General features: G+C 70.5%; 21 protein-coding genes. 10 read left to right on the forward strand and 11 right to left on the reverse strand.

Annotated elements, in window-relative coordinates; genetic code table 11:
• Positions 1-73 precede the first annotated feature (73 nt).
• The 4 genes from HQK15_RS15575 to HQK15_RS15590 all read right to left on the reverse strand — a co-directional run bounded on the left by HQK15_RS15575 (position 74) and on the right by HQK15_RS15590 (position 3,710).
• Complete coding sequence (locus HQK15_RS15575; protein ID WP_173492421.1) at positions 74-247, reverse strand: CsbD family protein; 174 nt, start codon at positions 245-247, stop codon at positions 74-76.
• Positions 248-363: 116 nt separating this feature from the next.
• Entirely contained in the window at positions 364-1,170 is an 807-nt protein-coding gene (locus HQK15_RS15580; protein WP_173492422.1) for a TetR/AcrR family transcriptional regulator, read from the reverse strand.
• Between the two features lie 78 nt (positions 1,171-1,248).
• Positions 1,249-2,364: a variant leucine-rich repeat-containing protein gene (locus HQK15_RS15585; RefSeq protein ID WP_173492423.1), complete on the reverse strand. Its 1,116-nt coding sequence runs from the start codon at positions 2,362-2,364 to the stop codon at positions 1,249-1,251.
• An 80-nt stretch (positions 2,365-2,444) separates the two neighbouring features.
• A complete protein-coding gene (locus HQK15_RS15590) occupies positions 2,445-3,710 on the reverse strand; it encodes a DUF6716 putative glycosyltransferase (RefSeq protein ID WP_217361752.1) in 1,266 nt (421 codons plus the stop codon).
• A 235-nt stretch (positions 3,711-3,945) separates the two neighbouring features.
• Here HQK15_RS15590 and HQK15_RS15595 point away from each other — a divergent pair, with 235 nt between their 5' ends.
• Genes HQK15_RS15595 through HQK15_RS15605 form a run of 3 tightly spaced genes read left to right on the forward strand, consistent with a single transcriptional unit; the run spans position 3,946 to position 7,374 of the window.
• On the forward strand, positions 3,946-5,211 hold the full coding sequence (locus HQK15_RS15595; RefSeq protein ID WP_367649213.1) for a cytidylyltransferase domain-containing protein: 1,266 nt from the start codon (positions 3,946-3,948) through the stop codon (positions 5,209-5,211).
• Entirely contained in the window at positions 5,204-6,097 is an 894-nt protein-coding gene (locus HQK15_RS15600; protein ID WP_173492424.1) for an N-acetylneuraminate synthase family protein, read from the forward strand. The genes HQK15_RS15595 and HQK15_RS15600 overlap by 8 nt, the downstream gene beginning before the upstream one ends.
• Positions 6,094-7,374 carry a DUF6716 putative glycosyltransferase gene (locus HQK15_RS15605; RefSeq protein ID WP_173492425.1) on the forward strand — a complete coding sequence of 427 codons (1,281 nt, stop codon included), beginning with the start codon at positions 6,094-6,096 and terminating at the stop codon, positions 7,372-7,374. Before HQK15_RS15600 ends, HQK15_RS15605 begins: the two co-directional genes overlap by 4 nt.
• Here HQK15_RS15605 and HQK15_RS15610 read toward each other — a convergent pair.
• The 6 genes from HQK15_RS15610 to HQK15_RS15635 all read right to left on the reverse strand — a co-directional run bounded on the left by HQK15_RS15610 (position 7,340) and on the right by HQK15_RS15635 (position 15,034).
• Positions 7,340-8,281: a phosphatase PAP2 family protein gene (locus HQK15_RS15610; protein ID WP_173492426.1), complete on the reverse strand. Its 942-nt coding sequence runs from the start codon at positions 8,279-8,281 to the stop codon at positions 7,340-7,342. The genes HQK15_RS15605 and HQK15_RS15610 overlap by 35 nt on opposite strands.
• The gene (locus HQK15_RS15615) at positions 8,278-9,753 is read right to left on the reverse strand and encodes a glycosyltransferase family protein (protein ID WP_173492427.1); all 1,476 of its coding nucleotides are present in this window, start codon (positions 9,751-9,753) and stop codon (positions 8,278-8,280) included. The genes HQK15_RS15610 and HQK15_RS15615 overlap by 4 nt, the downstream gene beginning before the upstream one ends.
• 11 nt (positions 9,754-9,764) lie before the next feature.
• On the reverse strand, positions 9,765-10,976 hold the full coding sequence (locus tag HQK15_RS15620; protein WP_173492428.1) for a CDP-glycerol glycerophosphotransferase family protein: 1,212 nt from the start codon (positions 10,974-10,976) through the stop codon (positions 9,765-9,767).
• Entirely contained in the window at positions 10,966-12,144 is a 1,179-nt protein-coding gene (gene glf / locus HQK15_RS15625) for a UDP-galactopyranose mutase (protein ID WP_173492429.1), read from the reverse strand. The genes HQK15_RS15620 and glf overlap by 11 nt, the downstream gene beginning before the upstream one ends.
• Positions 12,141-13,121 (reverse strand): glycosyltransferase, encoded by a 981-nt coding sequence (locus HQK15_RS15630; RefSeq protein ID WP_173492430.1) that lies wholly within the window; start codon positions 13,119-13,121, stop codon positions 12,141-12,143. Before HQK15_RS15630 ends, glf begins: the two co-directional genes overlap by 4 nt.
• 89 nt (positions 13,122-13,210) lie before the next feature.
• Positions 13,211-15,034 carry a CDP-glycerol glycerophosphotransferase family protein gene (locus HQK15_RS15635; protein WP_173492431.1) on the reverse strand — a complete coding sequence of 608 codons (1,824 nt, stop codon included), beginning with the start codon at positions 15,032-15,034 and terminating at the stop codon, positions 13,211-13,213.
• Between the two features lie 53 nt (positions 15,035-15,087).
• Here HQK15_RS15635 and HQK15_RS15640 point away from each other — a divergent pair, with 53 nt between their 5' ends.
• On the forward strand, positions 15,088-16,443 hold the full coding sequence (locus HQK15_RS15640) for a TrkH family potassium uptake protein (RefSeq protein WP_367649214.1): 1,356 nt from the start codon (positions 15,088-15,090) through the stop codon (positions 16,441-16,443).
• A complete protein-coding gene (locus HQK15_RS15645; protein WP_173492432.1) occupies positions 16,436-17,110 on the forward strand; it encodes a potassium channel family protein in 675 nt (224 codons plus the stop codon). Before HQK15_RS15640 ends, HQK15_RS15645 begins: the two co-directional genes overlap by 8 nt.
• Here the strand turns inward: HQK15_RS15645 and HQK15_RS15650 are convergent.
• Positions 17,017-18,018, reverse strand: a complete 1,002-nt coding sequence (locus HQK15_RS15650) for an EamA family transporter (RefSeq protein ID WP_173492433.1) — start codon at positions 18,016-18,018, stop codon at positions 17,017-17,019. The two genes, HQK15_RS15645 and HQK15_RS15650, sit on opposite strands and share 94 nt — an antisense overlap.
• A gap of 39 nt (positions 18,019-18,057) precedes the next feature.
• Between HQK15_RS15650 and HQK15_RS15655 the strand changes: the two genes are divergently transcribed.
• From HQK15_RS15655 to HQK15_RS15675, 5 genes are all read left to right on the forward strand, one after another.
• Complete coding sequence (locus HQK15_RS15655; protein ID WP_173492434.1) at positions 18,058-18,576, forward strand: MarR family winged helix-turn-helix transcriptional regulator; 519 nt, start codon at positions 18,058-18,060, stop codon at positions 18,574-18,576.
• Between the two features lie 74 nt (positions 18,577-18,650).
• On the forward strand, positions 18,651-20,363 hold the full coding sequence (locus tag HQK15_RS15660; RefSeq protein ID WP_173492435.1) for a sodium:solute symporter family protein: 1,713 nt from the start codon (positions 18,651-18,653) through the stop codon (positions 20,361-20,363).
• A gap of 9 nt (positions 20,364-20,372) precedes the next feature.
• Positions 20,373-20,651, forward strand: a complete 279-nt coding sequence (locus HQK15_RS15665; protein ID WP_173492436.1) for a hypothetical protein — start codon at positions 20,373-20,375, stop codon at positions 20,649-20,651.
• A gap of 29 nt (positions 20,652-20,680) precedes the next feature.
• Entirely contained in the window at positions 20,681-23,539 is a 2,859-nt protein-coding gene (gene leuS / locus HQK15_RS15670; protein ID WP_173492437.1) for a leucine--tRNA ligase, read from the forward strand.
• Positions 23,540-23,582: 43 nt separating this feature from the next.
• Positions 23,583-24,422 carry a DegV family protein gene (locus HQK15_RS15675; protein ID WP_173492438.1) on the forward strand — a complete coding sequence of 280 codons (840 nt, stop codon included), beginning with the start codon at positions 23,583-23,585 and terminating at the stop codon, positions 24,420-24,422.
• Positions 24,423-24,501: the final 79 nt, after the last annotated feature.

A 24,501-nucleotide genomic window follows, 5' to 3' on the forward strand; every position in this document is an offset into this window, starting at 1 on the left:
GGTCTCAGATGGTGGGGGATGGCCTCGACGTCGCCCGTGTCACCGAGTCGTCGGTGACACGGGCGAAAAGAGACTACTTCTTGAAGACGTCCTTGACGTCCTCGCCGACGTTCTTGACGTCAGCCTTGGTCTGGTCCTTCTTGCCCTCGGCCTGCAGGTCCTTGTTGTCCGTGGCGTCACCCACGGCCTCCTTGACCTCTCCGACGACCTTCTCAGCAGCGTTCTTGGCCTTGTCGACGATTCCCATGATGGATCCTCTCGGTGATGACGACCGACTCCCGTCGGTTGGCTTACGGCGTAAGCCCTACTACGAGATTACGCTGTAAGCCGCGAGATGCACGTCGAGCCGCTGTGATCTGCCTCTCAGGCCAGTCGGCCGGCGATGCCGTCGAGCATCTCGTCGAGGGCACGGTCGAACTCCTCGCCGAAGTGGTCCTCGGCGAGGCCCGCGGCCAGGCGGTGGATCGTGGGGTAGTCGGCGACCTCGATGTCGTCCTGCGGGTCGATCTTCTCGGCGGTCGTCTCCGCATCGGCGATCTCGGCGGCCTCCTCGTCGGTGCGGGTGGGGCTGAGGCCGCCGGGCACCGGGTCGTTGCTGCCGGACGGGGCGAACGAGCCGTCGCCCTCCTGGGGGTCGCGCAGGGTGTGGGCGCCCGACTCCATCAGCAGGTAGCCCAGCAGGAAGCTGTTGAACGAGCGGTAGGCGAACAGGACCTCGTCGTCGTCGAACCCCTCCGAGCTGAGGGTCGACAGCATCGACTCGATCCACGCGAGCGACCGCAGCGGGGGGTTGACCCAGGGCGCCTCGGCCGGCCGGGTCGTCACGAGGGGAAAGGCATGGGGGTGGGCCAGGGCGTAGCGGCGGACGCCACGCGCGAGGCGGGCCAGGTAGTCGCGCCAGCCGTCGGTCGCGTCGCGGTGGACCTCAGGGTCCTGGTCGAGCTCCTGCACGATCCGGTCGACGACGGCGTCGAGCAGCACGTCGCGGGTCGAGAAGTGCTTGTAGAGCGACATCGCCTCGACGCCCAGGCGCGAGGCGATCGCGCGCATCGAGGCCGCGCCGACGCCCTGCTCGTCGATGATCTCCAGGGTCGTCTCAGCGATCAGGTCACGTGACAGGCGGCCGGGGCGTCGGCCCGTGCCGGCGGAGGAAGATGGCTCGCTGCTCATCGGTCCATCCTGCCAGCCCGAACATGACCGGGCCCCCGCGGCCGACGACTCGTCGACAGCGGGGGCCCGGGGTGGGATCTACAGGCAGCTGGAGACGTAGTACTGCGACACCTTCTGGGCGGCATCGCTGAACTCGGTGATCTTGCCGCTGATGTCGGACGGGTCGACCTTGGTCGGGTCCTTGAAGGTGTCGAAGTATTCGGCCATGACGCCGACCTCCGACTTGATCTCGCTGGGGGCCTTGCCCTCGAGGTCGTCGTAGGCCGATGCGAGCTTGCCGAGGGAGTCGGACAGCTCGCCCAGGTCGCTGCCCGCGCCGATGTCGCCCATCGAGTCGAGGGTCTCGGTCTGCAGGTCCTGGAACTCGTCGCAGAACTCGCTGCCCGAGCCCGAGCCGAGGTCGGGAACGTCCTCGGTGGGCTCCTCGGTGGGCAGGTCGCTGGGCTCGTCCTCGGCGTCGGTGGTCTGCGAGGACGAGGCCTCGTCCTTGTCGCCGTCGTCGTCTCCGCCGAAGACCTTCGTGGCGCCGAACGCCGCTCCGCCGATCAGGACCAGGACGACCGCGACCATGCCGGCCAGGACCCAGAAGTTCTTCTTGCTGCCGTCGCCTCCCTCGCCACCGGGCGTGGCCAGCGCTGCCGGCTGCTCGCCGGTCGGGGGGACGGCGCCGTAGGTGGGTGCGGCCGCTGCAGCAGCCACGGGGGCAGCGGCGGCGGGGGCCTCGACGGTCGGGTAGACCGGCTGCACCGGCTGGGGCTGCGCCGGCTCGACGGGCTGGATCGGCTGGGTCTCGGTCACCGGCTGCGCGACGGGCTCGGCCACGGGGGAGGCGACAGGGGTTTCAGCGACAGGGGTCTCAGCGACGGGTGTCTCTGCAACCGGCTCGGCAACGGGAGTCTCGGCCACCGGCTCGGCGGCAGGCTGCTGCGCCGTCGGCTGCTCAGTGGCTGCGGGCGAGATGGTCGGGATGACCTCGGTGGGGGTGGGTGTGGCGGCCGAGCCCGAGCGGAGGGCGAGCACGGCATTGACGGTGGCGTCGCCCTGCTGGCCGAGCCAGTCGAGCAGGCCGGGGTAGGCCGCGGGGTGGACGACGATCGCGGGCCAGAGGCCTCGGTCGACCTGCGCCAGCTCCGCGAGGCGCGCGGCTGAGGTGGACGGGTCCTGCGCTTCGCGGATCAGATCTTCAGATGCCATGGGTGGGTTCCTTCCCCGAACGTCGCCCGTCACCTGACGAGGTGCGAGAAGATTATCGTTGATCCGTTGGAGACGGCATGTCAGGTACGCCACGTCCGCGCCAGTCGCCGCGCCGTGATCGTGACGGCCGGAGGCAGGGCCAGGCTCGCCCCGTACGCAGCCGTTCCGGCGAGGGGTCCGTGGCGTCGCACCCGACGGCTCCACGCGGCTGACATCCACGGGTGCTGGTCGGCCTTGCGGGCGTCGGCGAGGTCGATCGACGCGCGGAAGGGTGCGCTCTCCCAGACCCTCCTCGAGGGTCGCTCGCCCGACGCGAGCAGGGCCTCGACGCGGTCGACGACGACCCGCTTCGACGGACGGTCCCGATCGCCGAAGTAGCTGTCGTGCCAGGCCGGCGCGGGCGTCCCGATGTCGTCTGCGTCGATCTGGTCGAAGCTGCGCAGGAGACCGCTGTCGAGGAAGACGTGGTTGCCGTAGCGCTCGTGCACCCCGAGGTCGAGCACGAGGGCCACGCGGCAGCCGTGGTCGACGGCCTCGAGGCACGCGGTCGACGACATCGTGAGCATCAGGTCGGTGCGGGGCAGCACCTCGGCGATCGGCGTGTAGTCGATCCGGAAGCCGGCCGGGCGGTCCTCCCCGGCGAGGAGGTCCTCGGGGTGGTGCGCCATGCGGTGGAACGTGTCCTCGCCCGGTCGGTGGCGTGGCTTCAGGACGACGTTGCGCTCGGGGTGGCGGCGCGCGTAGGCGATGAGCCGGCGATAGACGTGCAGCCGCTCGGCAGGCTCGCGCGGGACGGTCGGCTGGTCGGCGAACAGCACCGACACGATGGGTCCCTCGCGCTGCGGCGCGGGATCGGCTGAGAGGAAGGGGAGCCCGCTGAGGACCAGGTTGTCGGCGGGCATGCCGAGCGCGTCGGCCGTGCGGCGGAAGTGCTCGAGGTCGGTGGACGAGTTGACCGCGACGACGTCGGTCCCGGAACGGTCGAGGTAGCCCGCGGTGATCTTCTCGATGATGATGCCGACCCAGCCGGAGACGAGCACCGGACCTACGGCCCCGTCGGGCAGTGCACGAGCCAGGTCGACGCTCAGGCGATGGGTCATGGGCCCGGCCAGCGAGCACACGACGACGTCGCTGTCGATCGCCGAGGCCACGAGGGTGCTCCAGTCGACGTGCTCGACGCCGTCGAACCCCGCGTCGCGGATCTGTCGCGCGGACAACGCCGAGCGGGTGTCAGGCACGACGACCCGGCAGGAGAAGCCGCGCGACTCCAGCTCGTCGCGGATCCCGGCGCACCACTTGAGCTGGGAGTCGAACGCAGCGATGAGCAGGGCGGAGCGAGGGGACACGCTTGGCACGGTAGCCCCGCGTGACGGCGGCCGGGCCCGCCCGGCAGCACGGTTCACGGACTGTTGGCCACCGGTTCGTCACGGTGTCGCGGCACGGTCGCGCACGACGCCGGAGGCCCCCGGACGTCCGGTGACGTTCGCGGATCCGAGGGTGCACGTTCACCCGGGGGTCGTCGACCCTTCCTAGCGTCGATCGAACAGCGCCCCACCCGTCGATGACCACCTGGAGGAGATCGTGAGCCAGGACCTGGCCCCCACCCGCCCCGTGCCGGTGGTCTCGACCTCGACGACGGTCTGCGCGGTGATCCCCGCCCGCGGCGGCTCGAAGGGGGTGCACCGCAAGAACCTGCGGCCCCTCGGCGACCAGCCGCTCGTCGCCCGGGCGGTCCGGACGCTCCTGGAGTCGGCGACGGTGGGCGCGGTGTTCGTCTCCACCGACGACCCGGAGATCGCCGCGGCCGCCTGCCGGGCCGGCGCCCTCACGATCGACCGACCGGCACGGCTGTCGGGCGACGAGGCGTCGTCGGAGTCGGCCGTCGAGCACGCCCTGGCCCACCTCGCCTCGCACGGCGTCGTCCCGGAGGTCACGGTGTTCGTGCAGGCCACCAGCCCGTTCATCCGACCCGGTGACATCGACCGGGCCGTCGCGATGGTGCGCTCGGGGGAGTGCGACGTCGCCTTCAGCGCCGTCGCGTCGCACGTCCACCTGTGGCGCCACGGGCCCGAGGGACTCGAAGGCGTCAACCACCGGGCCGCTCGACGCGAGCGGCGCCAGGACCGCGAGCCCGAGCTGGCCGAGACCGGCGCGTTCTACGTGATGCGGACGAGCGGGTTCGTCGCCCACGGTCACCGCTTCTTCGGACGCCTGCGCGTCGTCGAGGTCGACCCGTCCGACGCGCTCGAGATCGACAGCGAGGCGGACCTCGCCCTGGCCGAGATGATCCACGCCCGACGCGAGAGCATCCTGCGGCCACCGGCATCGGCGATCCCCGCGCGGGCGGTCGTCACCGACTTCGACGGCGTCCACACCGACGACCGGGTCACGGTCGACCAGCACGGCGTCGAGTCGGTCGAGGTCAACCGGTCGGACGGCATGGGCGTGGCCCGGCTGCGTCGGGCAGGCATCCCGTTCCTGATCCTGTCGTCCGAGACCAACGACGTCGTCCGCGCCCGTGCCGCGAAGCTCGGCGTCGACGTCGTGTCGGGCTGCGACGACAAGCTGCGGGTCCTGACCTCCTGGGCCGAGGCGCAGGGGGTGGCGCTGGCCGACATCGCGTTCCTGGGCAACGACGTCAACGACGTCGCGTGCCTGCGGGCGGTCGGCTGGCCCGTCGTCGTCGCCGATGCCCACTCCGACGCCCGGCGGGCGTCCCTCATCGTGCTTCGTCGCCGAGGTGGCGACGGAGCGGTCCGGGAGCTCGCCGACCGCGTGCTCGCCGGCCACCATGCAGCACCCACCGTCAGCCACCGCACCACCACAGAAGGGCATGACCATGAGTGAATGGGTTCAGATCGGCGACGAGATCGTCGGACACGGCCGCCCCACCTACGTCATCGGCGAGATCGGCATCAACCACAACGGAGATGTCGACGTCGCCAAGAAGCTGATCGACGTCGCGGCGATCGCGGGAGCGCAGGCGGTGAAGTTCCAGAAGCGGACGCCGGCGATCTCGACGCCGTCGGACATGAAGTCGACCCGCCGCGAGACCCCGTGGGGCGAGATGAGCTACCTCGACTACCGCTACCGGGTCGAGTTCGAGCGCGAGCAGTACGCCGAGATCGCGGCACACGCCCACGCGCAGGGCGTCGACTGGTTCGCGTCGCCGTGGGACGTGCCCTCGGTCGAGTTCCTCGAGGACATGGGCGTCTCGACCCACAAGGTCGCCTCGGCGTCCGTCACCGACCTCCCGCTGCTGGAGGCCCTCGCCGAGACCGGCAAGCCGATCATCCTGTCGACCGGCATGAGCACGATCGAGCAGATCGACCGCGCCGTCGAGATCCTCGGCACCGACAACCTCGTGATCATGCACGCGACCTCCACCTATCCGCTGCCGCCGGAGGAGGCGAACCTGCACATGATCCCCGTGCTGTCGGCCCGCTACCGGGTGCCGATCGGCTACTCGGGCCACGAGCGTGGCCTGCAGATCTCGGTCGCCGCGGTGACCCTCGGTGCGACGGCCGTCGAGCGCCACATCACGCTCGACCGGTCGATGTGGGGATCGGACCAGGCCTCGAGCCTCGAGCCGTACGCGCTGATCGACCTGGTGCGCGACATCCGCATCATCGAGAAGGCGCTGGGCGACGGGGTCAAGCGCGTCATGCCGGGCGAGCACGCCCAGCTCAAGCGCTTGAGGCGCGTCCCGGACGTCACCCCGGCCGCGGTGTGACCGAGGCGCCGCGGGCGCTCGTCGTCACCGACTCCGACTCCTACGTCAAGTGGGGGGCGGCCCTCGCGGGGCAGATGCCCAAGGACTGGTCGCTGCGGCTCGTGGTCGTGCGGGGCAACGCGCTGCCGAGCCGGCGCCAGGTGGCCGAGGCGCTGGCCGGCACCCGCTTCGAGCCCGACGACGCCGCCGTGGTCGGTCGCGGCGATCTCGCCGAGATCCTCGCGGGGTGGGCGCCTGACGTCGTGCTGGCGGCAGCGCGCGGCCTCACCGTCGACACGGTCCTGCGCATGATCCCGGACGGGCCGAGCCGGCCGGTCGTCGTCAGCGGTCTGGCGGGGATGTCGATCCCCGTGCTCACGCCGGGCCTGCGCATGCGCCGCGGAGCGGACGTCTTCGTGGTGCACAGCCGGCGTGAGCTGCGGGAGTTCGCTGACGCGGGTCTCCCACACCGCTACGAGCTGGCGACGATCCCGTTCCTCGCCACGGCGCCGCGCACCGTCGCGACCGACGCCGTGCGGTCACGCTCTGACCGGGCCCCCGTGCGCGACCGGATCGTCTTCGCGGCGCAGGCCATGGTGCCCGCCTCGCGGGCCGACCGCGTCACGATGCTGCGCCGCCTGATCGAGACGGCACGGGCCCACCCCGAGCTCCGCGTCGTGATCAAGGTGCGCGCCAGGGAGGGTGAGCCGCAGACACACGTCGAGCAGTGGCCCTACGAGGACCTCATGTACGACCTCGTCGAGGCGGGGGAGCCGATCCCGCCGAACCTCGCCGTCGAGAGCGGTGCGATGGCGTGGCACCTGCGGCGAGCCGTGGGCCTGGCCTCGATCAGCTCGACGGCTCTGCTCGAGGCGGTCGCCGCCGACGTGCCCTGCCTGGCGATCGACGACTTCGGCGTCGGGCGGGAGCAGATCAACCTGGTGCTCGTCGGCAGCGGCCTGCTGGCCTCGACGGACCACCTGGTCCGTGGGGAGTTCCGCTCGCCGGCGCCCGAGTGGCTCGACGACAACTACTTCCACCCGGCCGACGTCAACTCGTGGGTGCCGGCCGTCGAGGAGCTGGTCGACGTCCGACGGGCCACCGGGCTGCCCCCGCTCGACCGTGAGCCGCGCACCGTCGTGTCGGCCTTTCGAGCCGCGGTCTACGGCCGGCTGGCCTTCGTCCGCGAGGGCGCGGAGGCCGATGCGTGGCACCGCGCCTTCCTGGTCGTCGGCTTCTGGGAGCACCGACGACGCTGGGCCGTCATGCGGTGGCGTCGTCGGGTGCGGGGTGCCTGAGCTCCCACCAGCGGCACCCGGCCATGACGGCGCCGGCGAGGGCCCAGCCGGCCAGGATGTCGATGACGTAGTGCTCGGCGTAGTAGACCAGCGCGACGGCCATCAGCAGGGGATAGAGCAGCAGGAGCCAGCGCCACGCGCTGCGCAGCCTGGCGATGCCGTAGAGCGCGATGAGCATCGCGAGGCCGCCGTGCAGCGAGGGCATCGCGGCGACCGGGTTGCCGACCTTGGCCAGGGCGACGTGGAACCCGCCGAGGCCGAGATCGTCCCAGCCGCGCCCGGTCAGGCGGGGGAGTGCGCCGGCGATGAACCCCTCGCGGGCGGCGAGCCAGGGCGGAGCCATCGGGTAGAGCACGTAGATCACGAGCGCGGAGAAGTTGATCACGACGTAGCGACGCATCCACGGCACCCAGGCGGCACGGCTGCGCAGCCAGAGCACCACCGCGAGCGTGAGCCCGGCGACGAAGTGCGTGAAGTAGATCGTCGTGAGCACCTCGTCGTACCACCGCGGCGGGGTGTCGCCGGAGCACGGCGACGCGCACAGGGCGTCCTGGAGGCGCTGCGTCGGCAGGGTGCCGCCGCCGAGCCACTCGTCGACCCGGATCGGCATGGTCCAGTGCACCGGCATCGCGATGATCTCGTCGGACAGCCCGCGGCTGTAGAGATAGAGCACCAGCAGGGCGAACGCCGGCCACCAGTCGCGCGGGAAGGCCAGGTGGGCACGCCAGGGCGCACGGACGTTGAACGCGATGGTCGCGAGCCACAGCCAGAAGAACAGCTGGAACGGGTCGGTCGGCACACCGATCAGCACGACGCCCGCGCCGAAGGCGACGGCATAGGCGAGCAGGGCCGGGCCGCGCCAGCTCCACGGTGTCGTGGTGCGGTCCCGATCGATCTCGGTCGTCATGGGCAGTCCACCGGACCTGCCGGAGCACGCCGCTCGTCGCGGTCGAGCCAGATCGTGCGCCCGCACACCGTGGCCACCTCGCGGTAATGCTGCCGCAGCTGGACCTGCAGGCGCGCGGGATCGGCGATGCCCCACGAGTCGATGCCGGACCAGTCGACGAACCAGGTCGGCCGGTCGGCGCCGGCGAGCACGTCGGACAGGACGCTGAGCTCAGGATCGAGGGTGCGCACGGGGAGGCTCCACAGGTAGGGATAGGGGCTCGACATCTCGGCGTTGCTCAGCACGTTGGGCTGGCCGTAGGCGACGACGGCCGTGTCGGACGGTTGACCTGATTGTCTCAACCACCCTCCGACCGCCTCGGCCGTGGTGCCGTCGCGGGGCGGCACCACCAGCGTGTAGACGAGGTTGCCGACCGCGGCGACGATCGTGAACGTCGCGACCGCCGTGCGCAGGCGCGGGCGGACCCGGTCGGCGAGCAGCCCGACCGCCAGCGCGGACGCCGGCACCAGCTGGAACAGGTAGTGGGCCCAGTAGCTGCCGCCCAGGATCGCCGCTGCGGAGACGAAGGCGATCACGGCCACGGTGGCGAGGACCACGGGCTCGCGGCGGCGCAGCGCGTGCCACGCCGTGAGGGCGGCGATGAACGCCAGTCCGCTGGCGGCCCAGGTCGCGAGCAGGACGACCAGCCGATCGGTCGTCGCGCTGCTGGCCGAGGTGCGGATGACCTCACCGGCGTCGGCGCGGAACGTCACGAGGGCGTCGAACAGCTCGCCCGCGCCGGTGCCGCGGGAGGCGGCCGCGGCCAACCCGATGCCCAGCGTCACGACGACAGCGGAGGATCCGGCGGCGAGGACGGTCGCGGCCCGGCGGCGAAGCCTCGGCTCCTGCCACCCGACGGCGACAGCGAGCACGACCGCGAAGACCAGACCGTCGACGATCGTCTGCTTGATCAGCCCGGCGCACCCGGCGAGGACCCCGGCGCCCAGCGCCGGCACCCAGGCGCGTCGGCCGGGGCGCAGCATGGCCTGGGCGGCCAGGGCGAACCCCCAGGCGACGAATGGTGCGGCGAGCATCTCGCCGTTGGTGCGGGGCACGCCGAACCAGTGCGCGGTGCTGAAGAGTGCCGCTGCCGCACCGGCCCACCGCGCCGCGCTGTCGCCCCCGGCGAGATGGGCGGCGCGGGCCACGCCGAGCACCATGACCACGCAGGCGAGCAGGCCCAGCAGCCGCAGCGTCGTGAGGGACCCGGCGAGCTCCATGATCCAGATCAGCAGCGGTGGCCGGTCGACCCAGTACGCGCCGTAGAGCGAGTCGCCGTGGCTCCAGCCCTGGCCGACGATGAGGAACCCTGCCTCGTCGCGGCCGGCGGGCTCACCCAGGTAGAGCAGGCGGACGCCGACCATGGCGAGGACGACCAGGGGCAGGAAGACGCGCAGACGCATCATCGAGCGTGCCCCCTGCATGATCGTCACCCCCGGACGTCCTAGGGGCCGGTGGCGCCGGCGGCGCGTCGTGCTGCCCACTCGCGGTCGCGCAGGGCCATGGCGTCGTCGCACGCGGCGATGAAGCGCGTGGTCGCCACGCCGGGAGCCGGGTCGCCGAGGTAGTGCTCGACCAGGGACTGACGGGCGTCACGGGTCGGGTCGGTGGTGAGGTGCTCGGCGACGATCGCGGCGACGTCGTCGCCGGGGCCGAGCTGGGGCACGACGTCCATCAGGGCGCTGGGCGGGTAGGGCACGGTCGGTGTCGTGACGAGCAACGGCTTGCCGGTGGGCAGCCAGTTGAGCGTCACGGCGGACACGTCGGTGACCAGCAGGTCGGCGTCGGCGAAGGACTGCTCGAGGGGCACGGTGGTGTCGACCCGGTCGGCGAGCGCGCGCACGGCGGCGTCGGCCGCGGCGTAGGACGCCCGGATGACGCCGTTGAGCGGGTGGGGCCGGTAGACCACGCGGTGGGTGCCCGACAGGGCCCGGACCAGCGCGACGCCGTGGGTCTCGAGGGAGCCGTAGGACACCGAGGGCTGGGAGGCCTCCCACGTCGGCGCGTAGAGCACGGTCCGGCGTCCGTCGGCCGACGGCGAGGGGGCGACGGGGGCGACCCCGTCGAGCTGCGGCTGGCCGATCAGGACGCTGCGCGCAGCCGCGTCGTAGAGCATCACGGCGGCCGCCGTGCGGTCGGCGGCGGCCTGGCCCGCGAGGAAGCAGAAGTCGTAGGCCTTGACCTGGTTGGAGACCGAGACGCCCTTGTCGCTGTCGCCGTGCCCGAGATAGACGTGCACGAGCGACGTGAACCGCAGGCTCTCGAAGTTGATCGGGTCGTGGTTGACGTAGAGCGCGAGCTTGACCTGCGACAGCGACAGGATCTCGTCGAGCTGGCCGTAGCGGGCCAGCGTCACGCAGTCGAGACCTGTCTCGTCGCGGACGAGGCGAGCCGTGCGCGAGTCCTTGAAGACGCAGACCAGCGGGTGGACCTGGTCGAGGGCCTTCAGCGCGTGGTACCAGGGGCGCAGCTGGTAGAGGCTGTCGCGCATCGTCGGGAAGTACAGCATGACCTGCTGCTCGAACGCCCGGCCGAGGCGGTCCTCGTCGGTGAGCTTGTCGGGCATGCCGGACGGCAGGAATCGCGACCGCCGCAGGCGACCGATCGCCCACAGCCGCAGCCGGTGGACGAGGCCGACGCGTGCGTCAGAGGCCATGGTCGTCGAGGGGGGTGCCGTCGCGGAAGTGGGGGGCGAGCTTGTTGTCGTACATGCTGAGCGCGCTGCCGATGGCCATGTGCATGTCGAGGTACTGGTAGGTGCCGAGGCGGCCGCCGAACAGCACGTTCGACTCGCCCTTGGCGAGCTCGCGATAGGCCAGCAGGCGCTCGCGGTCCTGGGGGGTGTTGATCGGGTAGTACGGCTCGTCGGTGGCCTCGGCGGCGCGACTGAACTCGCGCATGATCACGGTCTTGTCGCTGGGGTAGTCACGCTCGGGGTGGAAGTGACGGAACTCGTGGATGCGGGTGAAGTCGATGTTGGTGTCGGCGTAGTTCATGACCGTGGTGCCCTGGTAGTCACCGACCGGCAGGACCTCGGTCTCGAAGTCGAGGGTGCGCCACGACAGGCTGCCGTGGGCGCCGGCGAAGTAGCGGTCGACCGGGCCGGTGTAGACGATCGGGACCTGCCCGACCGTCGCGGCCTGGTGGAACGGCTGCGACTCGTCGAAGAAGTCGGCCTCGAGGGTCACGGTGATGTTGGGGTGGTCGGCCATCCGCTCCAGCCACGCGGTGTAGCCGTCGGTCGGCAGCCCCTCGTGGGTGTCGGAGAAGTAGCGGTTGTCGTAGGTGTAGCGCACCGGCAGGCGGCTGATGATGTCGGCGCCGAGCTCACGCGGGTCGGTCTGCCACTGCTTGGCGGTGTAGCCCTTGATGAACGCCTCGTAGAGGGGCTGGCCGATCAGGGAGATCGCCTTCTCCTCCAGGTTGGTCGGCTCGTGGGTCAGCATGGCGGCCTGCTCGGTCACCCACGCCCGGGCCTCGGCCGGGGAGAACGCCGACCGGTTGAACTGGTTGATCGTGCCGAGGTTGATCGGCATCGGGAACACCTCGCCGCGGTACGTCGTGTAGACGCGGTGCTGGTAGGGCGTGAACGACGTGAACCGGTTGACGTACTCCCACACCCGCTCGTTGGACGTGTGGAACAGGTGCGCACCGTAGCGATGGACCTCGATGCCCGTCTCGGGCTCGGCCTCGCTGTAGGCGTTGCCACCGATGTGGTCGCGCCGATCGATGATCTGGACCTTCAGGCCCAGCTCACGCGCACACCGGTCGGCGATCGTCAGCCCGAAGAACCCCGAGCCCACGATGAGCAGGTCGGCGGTCACGACTCGCCCCCCGGGAGGGAGGCCGCCGGCACGTCGGCCGGGTCCATCGGACGCCACGTGTCGTCGCGCCAGAGGGCACGGTTGGCGCGGAACCCGCGGGCGAGGTCGCCGAGGCCCTTGAGGGTGTGCTGGACGACCACCAGGCGGAAGACCTCCTTGGCGAGGGTCAGCGCCGTGCCGAGGCCGAAGCCGACGCGGTTGAGCTTGCCGTACTCGCGGAAGTACTTGCCGACGTAGGCGCGGTTGCGGATGACGTGGAAGCGGAACAGGGGGCTGCCGTCGTTGAGGTGGCGGATGCCGAGGTTGACCTGCTTCTGCTCACGCTTGCGCTTGAGCACGAACGCGTCGACGTAGGCCACCTCGGTGTGCTGGGCGGCGAGCCAGGCATAGGCGGCGTCGTCCCAGGAGATGAAGAAGCGGGGGTCCGGCAGGCCGATCCGGCGCACCACGTCGGCGTGGATCAGCATGCCCTCGAACGTGCCGGAGTTGGTGATCGCGAAGCCCTCGCGGCCGAACTGCTTGCCGCTGTAGGGCAGCGGGACGCCGAGGAACTCGTTGAACTTGGCCTGCCAGTAGAAGGGCGAGCCGTCGAAGTCGTAGCGCCGGCCGTGGATGACGTGGAAGCGGTCCATCCAGGGCGTGAACTGCTCGATCGCGTCGGGCAGGATCTCGACGTCGTCGTCCATCAGCCAGACCCAGTCGGCGCCGAGCTCGAGGGCGACCTTGGTGCCCTCGCTGAAGCCGCCCGACCCGCCCGTGTTGGTGTCGAGGCGGTGGTTGACGAGCACGCCGGCAGGGAAGTCGCCCGTGGCAGCGGCGATGACGTCCTGCGTGTCGTCGGTGCTCGCGTTGTCGACGACCACGATCCTGAACGGCGACGTCTGCATGACGGCCGCGCTCGCGAGGAGCTCCTTCAGGAAGGTCGATCGGTTGTACGTCACGATCGCGATGGCGATCTTCCCGGCAGCCGAATTCACCCGGCAACCCTACCGTGGGCGTCGCGACGTTCTGGTCAACGACTGCGTCAGTCGTGACCGGGATCTCCCGACGGGTGCCCCAGCAGGGCCTAGAGGAGGTCGGCCTCGTCGGTGACGGGGATCTCGCTGGTGGACGAACCGTCGCGGTAGGCGCGGCGGTCGGCCTCGGAGCGGGCGATCATGGCATCGATCGCGGCCTGGAACGACTCGAGCGTGCGCGCCTCCGGCGGGCCCAGCAGATAGGTCGCGAGGCGGGCGCGGGCAGAGGCCTGCTCGTCGGCGGCCCGGCCGGTCACCACGGCGATGAACTCCGCGATGCCCCGTCCGTCGCGACCGATCGTCGTGCCGGCTCCCGTGGACGGGTAGTCGGCGCGGAACGCGGCGTCGTCGAGGTCGGTGTGGTTGAACACCGCGTAGGGCTTCTCGCTCGCGAGGAAGTCGCTGACGACGCTCGAGATGTCGGTCACGAGGGCCGAGGACCGGTTGAACCACTCGTTGATCGACCCGCCCTTGACGACGCGGTGGTCGATGCCGCTCGCCGCCGCAGCGTCGTCGAGCAGCCCGGCGATGCGGGTGAGGACGGCGCGGTACTTCGCGTCGCGCTGGCCGGTGAACGGGTGCGCCTTGAAGACGACACGGACGGGCGGGCTCGCGGCCAGGAGCGCCTGGACGACCGTGACGCCCACCGCGGAGACCGACGAGTACTCCTGGTCGAGGTTGACGCCCTCCCACGTGGGCGCGTAGAGGACGGTCGGGACGTCCTCGTCGCCGAGCAGCGGCTCGCGGCGGATCGCGTGCACCTGCGGGCGACCGACGTAGCGGTACTGGTCCTCGTGGACGCCGAGCCCGGACCGGCGGTAGCGGTCGGCGCCGGCCTCGCCGGCGACCCACAGCTCGTCGTACGCCCGTGAGAACGGGTTGTTGGACGCGCTCTTGTCGCTGTCGCCGTGGCCGATGAACGCGCTCATCAGCGTCGGCAGGCGCAGCAGGTGGATGTTGTTGCCGGTGTTGGAGGGATAGAGCGCGATGCGGGCCGACGAGAAGTCGAGCATCAGCAGCTCGCCGGCGTCACGCAGCTCCAGCACCGGGATCGAGGTCGAGGCGACCTTGGTGAACAGCGGGTGGTCTCGCACCACGATGAAGACCCGGCGGTCGAGCGCCTCGAGGCTCTCGAGCCAGGTGTTGATCTGGTAGGCCGCGGTCTCGGGGCCGCTGAGGTGGACGACGACCTCGGGGCGGTAGCCGTCGAGGAAGTCCTGGATCTGGCGCAGGGGGCCGGTGAAGCCCGTCGCCCGCTTGGCCTGACGCATGCGCCACGAGGTGCGGACATCGGGGATCGTGAACCAGGCCAGGCCGACGATGCCCACGAGGCCGAGGGCCAGCACGAGCCACCACGGCGCGCCGACCGGCGCCGGCACCAGCACGAACAGCTGGGCGAGCACCACGACGACGATGCGGCGCGGCGGAGCGACGTGGATGCGGGGCGAGCCGGTGATGTTGCGGGTCTCCAGCGGCTTGAGCGGGCCGACGCGGCGATACTCCTGGTGCAGGGCCCGGCCGCACAGCAGCAGGGCGAACGCGACGCTGATGACGATCAGCATGCGCCAGGCGGCGATGCTGTCGATGCGGTCGCCGGCGACGACGAGCGCCACGATCACCCGCAGCGCGAACCGCATCGGGATGCCGAGCGAGCCCTGCTCGAGCAGCTGCGACGAGCTGGAGCCCCGCTTCTCGAAGACGAGCTCGCCGACGACGGAGACGAGCACCAGGACCAGCGCGACCGTCTCGAGGCCGACGGCGGTGCAGAGGACGGCGAGGAACAGGGCGCCGACGGCGGCGGCGAGGCCGGGAAGCTCCTGGCTGCGGCCCAGTCGGGAGAAGGCCGCCTGAGCAGCGCGGACGGGCGAGACCATATGCACGAAATTATCACGCGGACGCCGCTGTCGACCTGCGGTAACGTCGTGGCGTGCCCCGCCCTCTGAGGCTGCGGATTCCGGCCTCGATCGCGCATCCGGTCCGCCTGCTGCCGCTGACGTTCCTCGCCCTCATCCTGGTCGGCACCCTGCTGCTCCTGCTGCCCTTCGCGCGGTCGGGGGAGTCGTCGCCCGGCTTCATGCCGGCCCTCTTCACGTCGACGTCCGCGGTCACGGTCACGGGCCTCGCGACGGTCGACACGTCGACGTACTGGTCGCCGGCCGGCCAGGGGATCATGCTCGTGCTGGTCGAGATCGGCGGACTCGGCATCGTCGCGCTGGCCACCGTGCTGGGCCTGTTCATCGGTGGCCGGCTGGGGCTGCGCACCCGCCTCGTCGCCCAGGCGGACATGCACGTCGTCAACATCGGCGAGGTGCGCCCGCTGTTTCGCCGCGTCGCGATCACGATGCTGTTCTTCCAGTCGGTGACAGCGCTGGTGCTCACGATCCGCTACCGGTCTGCCTATTTCGACGACCTGCCCACGGCCCTGTGGCACGGGGTCTTCGACGCCGTCATGGCCTTCAACAACGCGGGCTTCTCGCTCAACAGCGACAGCCTGGTCGGCTATGCGGGCGACGGGCTGATCATCATCCCCATCGCGCTCGCGGTGTTCGTCGGCGCGATCGGCTTCCCGGTGCTGGCCGAGCTGTTCAGCGGATGGCGCACGCCGGCGCGGTGGACGATCCACACGCGCCTGACGGTGTGGGGCTCGATCGGCCTGCTGATCGTCGGCGCGGCAGCCTTCCTGCTGCTGGAGTGGAACAACCCGAGCACCCTGGGCGGCAACGGGTTCTGGCACAAGGTGGTCACGGGCATCGAGGGCGGCATCATGCCCCGATCGGGCGGCCTCAACAGCTTCGACTGGGGCCAGGTGCGGCCCGAGACCCTCAACGTCGGCATCATCTTGATGTTCATCGGCGGTGGCAGCGCCAGCACGGCCGGCGGCATCAAGATCACGACCTTCCTGCTCCTGGCCTACGTCATCTGGGCCGAGCTGCGGGGCGACCCGGACGTCACGATCGGCACGAGGTCGATCGGCCCGCGCGTCGTCCGCACCGCGATCACGATCGCGCTGCTCGCGGTGATGCTCGTGACGACGACGACCTTCATCGTGATGCTGATGACCGACTTCACGTTCGACCAGGTGCTGTTCGAGTGCACGTCGGCCTTTGCGACCGTCGGTCTGAGCACGGGGATCACCCCCGACCTGCCGCACGACGCACAGGGCGTCATCATCGTCCTGATGTTCCTGGGACGCGTCGGCACGATCGCCGCGGCCGGAGCACTCGTGCTGCGGCGTAGGATGCCGCGGTACCACCTTCCCGAGGAGCAACCGATCATTGGCTAAGGACCGCAACAACTCCGCGACCACCCCCGTCATCGTCCTGGGTCTCGGGCGCTTCGGCACGGCCGTCGCCCGATCGCTGGTGCAGCTGGGCCACGAGGTGCTGGCCGTCGACGAGCGTGCCGACATCGTGCAGAAGTACGCCAGCGACTTCACGCACGTCGTCGCCGCCGACACGACCGACACCGAGGCGCTGCGTCAGATCGGTGCCGAGCAGTTCCAGGTCGCCGTCGTCGGCATCGGCACCGACATCGAGGCCAGCGTGCTGACGGTGCTCGGCCTGCTCGACCTCGGCGTCAAGGAGGTGTGGGCCAAGGCGATCAGCGGCAAGCACGCGGCGATCCTCGAGCGCGTCGGCGCGACGCACGTCATCCGTCCGGAGTCGCAGATGGGCAAGCGGGTCGCCCACATGGTCACCGGCACGATGACCGACTTCATCGAGTTCGACGAGGGCTTCGCGATCGCACGCACGCGGTCACCGGAGCGGGCGACCGGCAAGACGCTGCAGGAGGCCGCCCTGCGCGCCGACTTCGGCGTGACGATCGTCGCCATCAAGTCGCGCGGCTCCGACTTCACCTACGCGCAGGCCACCACGCCGGTGCACGAGGGGGACGAGCTGATCGTGTCGGGTCCCACGTCCAAGGTCGAGGCGTTCTGCGCGTTGTCGTGACGCGGCCGGCGCCGGTGCGACAGGGGCGACGCCACCAGTCGGCGCACTGCTGACGTCACGGCCGGTTGGCCTGCCAGCACCCCGCCCAGCACGAGCGCGACGCCCAGCGCCTGCGCCGGACCGAACACCTCGTGCATCACCACGACGCCGAGCACGGTCCCGACGACGGGGTTGACCAGGCCGATGAGGGCTGTGGCCCCGGCCGCCATGCGGCTGAGCCCGTGGAACCAGCAGACATAGGCCAGGCCGGTCCCGACGACGCCCAGCCACAGGTAGCCCGCCACGTTGCGGGCGCTGATCTGTGGCGGCGCGCCCTCGACGAGGGCTGCGACCGGCAGCAGCACCAGCCCGGCTGCGGTGAGCTGCCAGCCGGTGAGGGTGAGCAGGTCGGTGGGCCGCTCCCACTTCTTCAGCAGCACGAAGCCCAGGGCCGAGCATGCGACGGCACCCATCGCGGCGAGCAGGCCGACCACGTCGACCGTGGCCCCGGCGCGCAGGACCAGCAGGCCCACGCCGACGATGCCAACCGCGCCGCCCACGACGCCGCCGACGGTCGGACGCTCACGGATCAGGACGGCCGCGAGGGCCATCACCGCCAGTGGCGACAACGCCGTGACGGTCGACGCCAGTCCGCCGGGCAGGCGGTAGGCCGCGGTGAAGAGCAGCACGAAGAACAGGCCCATGTTGCAGACGCCGAGCACGAGCGACCGCCACCACCACGAGCCGTGGGGGAGCGACCTGCGGGCCAGGAGGATGACCAGCCCGACCGGCAGCGCTCGCACGACGGCCGAGAACAGCGGGCGGTCGGGCGGAAGCAGCTCGGCCGTGACGGTGTAGGTGGTCGCCCAGGCGACCGGTGCGACGACCGTGACCAGCGGTGTCCGCCATCCTGCGGAGATAGTTTCCATGGAAGAGACTATATCTTCCGCGGAAGGTAGAGTGCAAGGATGACCAGCCACGACCATGTCGACGTCATCGTCAGCCAGTGGGCCGCCGAGCGCCCCGATCTCGACAGCTCGCCCCTGCACGTCATCGGACGGATCTCGCGCCTGGCCGACCTGATCGACGAGCTGCTGCGCCCGGTCTTCGCCTCCGAAGGGCTCGGCAACGGCGACTTCGACGTGCTGGCGACGCTGCGGCGCAACGGGGCCCCGTACGAGCTGACGCCCGGTGAGCTGGGGGAGCGGACCATGGTCACCTCCGGCGCCGTCACCAAGCGGGTCGACCGGCTCGTGGGAGCCGGCCTCGTCGAGCGGCGGGTCAGCGACGCCGACGGACGGGGGCGGCACGTGCGTCTGACGTCCCGGGGCAAGGAGCTGATGGACGCGCTCTATCCGGTGCACCTGCGCAACGAGGAGCGCCTGCTCGCCGGCCTCACGGCCGAGGAGCGCGAGCAGCTGGGGGCGCTGCTGCGCAAGACGGGGGCCTCGATGGAGGCCGCCGGCACGCCCGACATGCGTCGGTGAATGTCGGGGAGTAACGTCGCTCGACGGAGCCGGCCGGGGGGTCGTGCCTCCGAGTCAAACAGGAGGTCCCTGACGTGCTCCAGGCGTCTGACGACACATTCCGGCTGAATGCCGACTTCTTCGACTACTCGATCGTCGCGATCTACTTCATCGTGGTGATCGGGATCGGTCTCCTCGCTCGCAGACAGGTGTCGAGCAGCATCGACTTCTTCCTGTCGGGGCGGTCGCTGCCCGCGTGGGTCACGGGCCTCGCCTTCATCTCGGCCAACCTCGGCGCCGTCGAGATCATGGGCATGTCGGCCAACGGCGCCCAGTTCGGCGTCGCGACGTTCCACTACTTCTGGATCGGCGCCGTGCCCGCGATGCTGTTCCTCGGCGTCGTGATGATGCCGTTCTACTACGGCTCCGGCGTCCGCAGCGTGCCCGAGTTCATGCGGCGCCGCTTCGGCACCGGTGCGCACCTGGTCAACGCGATCAGCTTCGCCATCGCGCAGCTGCTCATCGCGGGCATCAACCTCTACCTGCTCGCCACGATCGTCAACCGGCTGCTGGGATGGGCCCTGTGGGTCTCGCTCATCGCCGCGGCGATCGTCGTGCTGAGCTACATCACCCTCGGCGGCCTGTCGGCGGCGATCTACAACGAGGTGCTCCAGTTCTTCGTCATCGTCGCGGCGCTGCTGCCGCTGACGATCATCGCCCTGCACAAGGTCGGCGGCTGGCAGGGCATCAAGGACAAGGTCGTCGGTGTCGGGGGCACGCCCAACAGTGAGCAGCTCTCGTCGTGGCCCGGCACCGACCTGACCGGCATCGACAACCCCGTGCTCTCGGTCATCGGCCTGGTGTTCGGCCTCGGCTTCGTGCTGTCGTTCGGCTACTGGACGACCAACTTCGTCGAGGTGCAGCGCGCCATGGCGTCCGACTCGCTCTCGTCGGCCCGCCGCGCCCCGATCATCGGTGCCTTCCCCAAGATGTTCATCCCGTTCATCGTCATCATCCCGGGCATGGCAGCGGCGATCATCGTCCCGGAGATCGCCAACTACAAGTCCGGCAGCGGCGACACCGGGGGAGCGACCTACAACGACGCGATCCTGCTGCTGATGCGCGACCTGCTGCCCAACGGCATGCTCGGCGTCGCGATCGCTGGCCTGCTCGCGTCGTTCATGGCCGGCATGGCCGCCAACATCTCGGCGTTCAACACGGTCTTCAGCTATGACATCTGGCAGCAGTACGTCAAGAAGGACAAGCCCGACGGCTACTACACGCTCGTCGGACGCATCGCGACGATCGCGGCCACGGTCATCGCGATCGGCACAGCGTTCTTCGCGTCCAACTACGACAACCTCATGAACTACCTGCAGACGCTGTTCGGCTTCTTCAACGCGCCGCTGTTCGCCACGTTCATCCTCGGCATGTTCTGGAAGCGGATGTCCGCGAGCGCCGGCTGGACCGGCCTCGTGGCCGGCACCGCCGCGGCCGTGGCGGTCGCCTTCCTCAGCGAGGACGCCTTCGGCAGCGCGAGCCTCGGCGTGATCGGGCTCAGCGGGCAGGGCGCGAGCTTCGTCGCGGCCGGTGCGGCGTTCGTGGTCGACATCGTCGTCAGCGTCGTCGTCACGATGTTCACCCGACCACGGGCCGAGAAGGAGCTCGCGGGCCTCGTCTACTCGTTGACGCCCAAGGAGTCGCTCGTCGACCCCGAGGAGAAGTCGCTCCCGTGGTTCCAGTCCCCGACGAAGCTCGCCGGCATCGGCCTGGCCATCGTCATCGTCCTGAACGTCCTGTTCCGCTAGGAGACCCGCATGAGCACTCAGCACCCGAACGACGACGAGCCGGTCAAGAAGGTCGGCGGCTTCGACATCCGGTTCGTCATCGGCGGCCTCATCGGTGTCTACGGCGTCATCCTGACGCTCCTGGGCATCTTCAACGCCTCCGAGGAGGAGCTCGCCCGGGGTGACGGGTTCAACGTCAACCTCTGGAGCGGCATCGGCATGATCGTGGCCGCCGCGGCCTTCGTCGCATGGGCCCGGTGGCGCCCGCTCGTCGTGCCGGTCAAGGACCTGCCCGACCACGACGACTGACGCAGGGGCGACCGGGCCCGCCCGGTAACATGCCGTCAGTGAGCACGCCTGAAGACACGAACACCTCCCACCGCTACACCAGTGCGCTGGCCGGTGACATCGAGCGCCGCTGGCAGGACCGGTGGGACGCCGAGGGGACGTTCGAGGCGCCCAACCCCACGGGCGATCTCGCCGGCGACGTGTCGGGTGACAAGTACTTCATCATGGACATGTTCCCGTACCCCTCGGGTGCGGGCCTGCACGTCGGCCACCCGCTGGGCTACATCGCCACCGACGTCGTCGGGCGCTACCGCCGGATGCGCGGCGACAACGTGCTGCACGCCCTCGGCTACGACGCGTTCGGCCTGCCGGCCGAGATCCACGCGGTGCAGACGGGCGAGCACCCGCGCACCAACACGGTCGCCAACATCGCCAACATGCGGCGCCAGCTGCGTCGCCTGGGGCTGGCGCACGACCCGCGCCGCAGCTTCGCCACGATCGACCCGGACTTCGTGAAGTGGACGCAGTGGATCTTCATCCAGATCTTCGAGTCCTGGTACGACGAGGAGAAGGGCCGGGCCCGTCCGATCAGCGAGCTGCGGGCCGAGTACGAGGCAGGCCTGCGCACGGCTCCCGACGGCGCGGTGTGGGCCGACCTCGCTCCGCTCGAGCGCCGCATGCTCATCGACTCGGTCCGCCTGGCGTACGTCGACGAGTCCCCGGTCAACTGGTGCCCGGGCCTGGGCACCGTGCTGGCCAACGAGGAGGTCACGGCGGAGGGGCGCAGCGAGCGCGGCAACTTCCCGGTGTTCACCCGCAACCTGCGCCAGTGGAAGATGCGCATCACGGCCTACTCCGACCGGCTGATCGACGACCTCGAGCGCGTCGACTGGCCCGAGTCGGTCAAGAACATGCAGCGCAACTGGATCGGTCGCTCGCACGGCGCCCGGGTGACGTTCCGGGTCGAGTCGGCGCAGACGTCGTTCGACGTCTTCACGACGCGTCCTGACACGCTGTTCGGCGCGACCTACGCCGTGCTGGCACCCGAGCACGAGCTCGTCGACACGCTGACCGCCGAGGCCTGGCCCGAGGGCACCCCGCGCGCCTGGACGACGGGTCTCGAGACGCCTGCCGAGGCCGTCGCGGCCTATCGCGCGGTGGCAGCGGCCAAGACCGACGTCGAGCGTCAGGCTGGATCATCTGAGGGGGGCAAGGACAAGACCGGCGTCTTCACCGGCTCCTACGCGGTCAACCCCGTCAACGGCGAGGAGATCCCGGTCTTCATCGCCGACTACGTCCTGACCGGCTACGGCACCGGGGCGATCATGGCCGTCCCCGGCGGCGACCAGCGCGACTGGGAGTTCGCCGAGGCCTATGGTCTGCCGATCATCCACACCGTCGAGCCGCCCGAGGGCGTCGAGGGCGCCTACCCGGGCGAGGGCCCCGCGGTGAACTCCGCCCACGTGACCGACGACGGCTCCGGCCTCGACATCAACGGGCTGGGCGTCGACGACGCCAAGACCGCGGTCATCACCTGGCTGCAGCAGCACGGCGCCGGCGAGGGCACCACGACCTACCGGCTGCGCGACTGGTTGTTCAGCCGGCAGCGCTACTGGGGCGAGCCGTTCCCGATCGTCTACGACGAGTCCGACCAGCCGATCGCGGTGCCGGAGTCGATGCTGCCGGTCGACCTGCCCGACGTGCCCGACTACTCGCCGCGCACCTACGAGCCCGAGGACGCCGAGAGCACCCCGGAGCCGCCGCTGGCGCGCGCCGACGACTGGGTCCACGTGACGCTCGACCTCGGCGACGGGCCGCGGTCGTACCGTCGTGAGACCAACACGATGCCCAACTGGGCCGGCTCGTCGTGGTACGAGCTGCGCTACACCGACCCGCACAACGCCGAGCAGATGGCCGGCCCCGAGAACGAGCGCTACTGGCTCGGCCCCCGCAACCCCGGCGAGACCGGCGGCGTCGACCTCTACGTCGGCGGTGTCGAGCACGCGGTGCTGCACCTGCTCTACGCCCGCTTCTGGCACAAGGTGCTGTTCGACCTGGGGCACGTCTCTGGCGAGGAGCCGTTCCACCGGTTGTTCAACCAGGGCTACATCCAGGCCTACGCCTACACCGACGAGCGTGGCACCTACGTCCCGGCCGACGAGGTCGAGGAGCGCGACGGGCAGTTCTTCCTCGGTAACAAGGTCGTCAACCGTGAGTACGGCAAGATGGGCAAGAGCCTCAAGAACGTCGTCACGCCCGACGAGATGTACGACGCCTACGGGGCCGACACGTTCCGGGTCTACGAGATGTCGATGGGTCCGCTCGACGTGTCCCGTCCCTGGGAGACCAGGGCCGTTGTGGGGTCGCAGCGGTTCCTGCAGCGCGTGTGGCGCCTGCTGGTCGACGAGGACTCCGGAGAGCTGCAGGTCGACGACGCCGAGCTCGACGCCGCGACCCTGCACGTCCTGCACACGACGATCGACGGCGTGCGCGGCGACATGGAGCACATGCGCTTCAACACCGCCGTCGCCAAGCTCATCGAGCTGACCAACCACCTCACCAAGGTCGGCGTCAGCAGCCGTGCGGCCGTCGAGCCGCTCGTCCTGATGCTGGCGCCGCTGGCGCCCCACCTCGGCGAGGAGCTGTGGTCGCGCCTGGGTCACGAGGAGTCGTTGATCCGGACGGCCTTCCCCGTGGCCGACCCGGCCCACCTGGCGGCCTCGTCGGTCACCTGCGTCATCCAGGTGCTGGGCAAGGTGCGCGGCAAGATCGAGGTCGACCCCTCGATCGGCGACGACGAGCTGACGGCGCTGGCGCTGGCCGAGCCCAACGTGGTCAGGTCGATCGACGGGCGTGAGGTCCGCAAGGTCATCGTCAAGGCGCCCAAGCTGGTGTCGATCGTCGTATGAGCGCCCCGCTGTGACGTGTGACACGCACCGATAGGCTGGTCGCATGATCGGCATCGTCACGGACTCGACGTCCTCGCTGTCGCCGGCCGATGCCGAGCGCGAGCACATCACGGTCGTGCCGCTGCAGGTCATCATCGGCGCCGAGGTCTTCACCGAGGGTCAGGACGTCACGTCCGACATGATCGCCTCGGCGCTGGCGTCGTTCGTCCCGGTCAGCACCTCGCGCCCCACCCCCGACGACTTCCTGGCGGTCTACGAGCGCCTCGCGGCCGACGGGGCCGATGCCATCGTCTCGGTGCACCTGAGCAGCCGGATGTCGGGCACGCTCGACTCGGCACAGCTGGCGGCCAAGCAGGCCTCGGTGCCGGTCACGGTCGTCGACTCGACGCAGGTCGGCATCGCGACGGGGTTCGCGGCCGGACGAGCCGCGCAGGCGCGAGACGCGGGGGAGGACGCCGTCGGGGTCGCCGACGCCGCACGTCGGGCGGGCGAGTCGTCCACGACGCTGCTCTACGTCGACACGCTGGAGTACCTCAAGCGCGGCGGCCGCGTCGGCTCGGCGGCGGCCCTGATCGGCTCGGCCCTCGCGGTCAAGCCGATCCTCACGATCGCCGACGGCCTCGTCTCGCCGCTCGAGCGCGTCCGCACCCAGGCCAAGGCCCTGGCGCGGCTCGAGGCCCTCGCCGTCGAGGCCGCACAGGCCTGCGACGACGGCTTCGACATCGGCGTGCAGCACCTGGCCAGCGTCACGACCGCCACGGCCGTCGCAGGACGGCTGGCCACCGCCCTGGGACGCGACTCCATCCCGGTCGACGAGGTGGGCGCCGCGATCGGTGCTCACGTCGGCCCGGGCATGGTCGGCGTGACGATCACGCCTCGCTGACCGGCTCGTCACCGGGCTGATGCCGGCCCGGCGGGACGGTTGTCCACCGTCCCCCGACGTGTCGGCTTCGTCCACAGGT

Origin of the sequence: Aeromicrobium stalagmiti (genome assembly GCF_013283745.1) — a bacterium.
Lineage (GTDB): Bacteria > Actinomycetota > Actinomycetes > Propionibacteriales > Nocardioidaceae > Aeromicrobium > Aeromicrobium stalagmiti.